This is a genomic window from Janthinobacterium sp. NKUCC06_STL, from assembly GCF_019345455.1.
GTDB lineage: Bacteria > Pseudomonadota > Gammaproteobacteria > Burkholderiales > Burkholderiaceae_D > Janthinobacterium > Janthinobacterium rivuli.
The window spans coordinates 1-218 of sequence record NZ_JAHKQY010000064.1 but is presented as its reverse complement, the minus strand read 5'-3'; the positions used below and the strand labels follow the sequence as shown (position 1 = coordinate 218).

At 49.5% G+C, this 218-nt stretch carries 1 rRNA gene; it reads left to right on the top strand.

The window, feature by feature from the left end:
* A 16S ribosomal RNA gene (locus tag KO539_RS30020) occupies positions 1-86 on the top strand; the annotation flags it as partial.
* Between the last annotated feature and the right edge of the window lie 132 nt (positions 87-218).

Here is a 218-nt window from a genome sequence, read left to right as displayed (position 1 = left end):
GGGCGCTTACCACGGTAGGATTCGTGACTGGGGTGAAGTCGTAACAAGGTAGCCGTATCGGAAGGTGCGGCTGGATCACCTCCTTTCTAGAGTTTGCACGAATCAGAAATGGTTCACGCATCAAATGTTCACACTTATCGGCTGTTTAATTAAGAAGAAACAGTAGTCGTAGTAGTTCCGCGTTGGGGCTGTAGCTCAGCTGGTTAGAGCACCGTGTT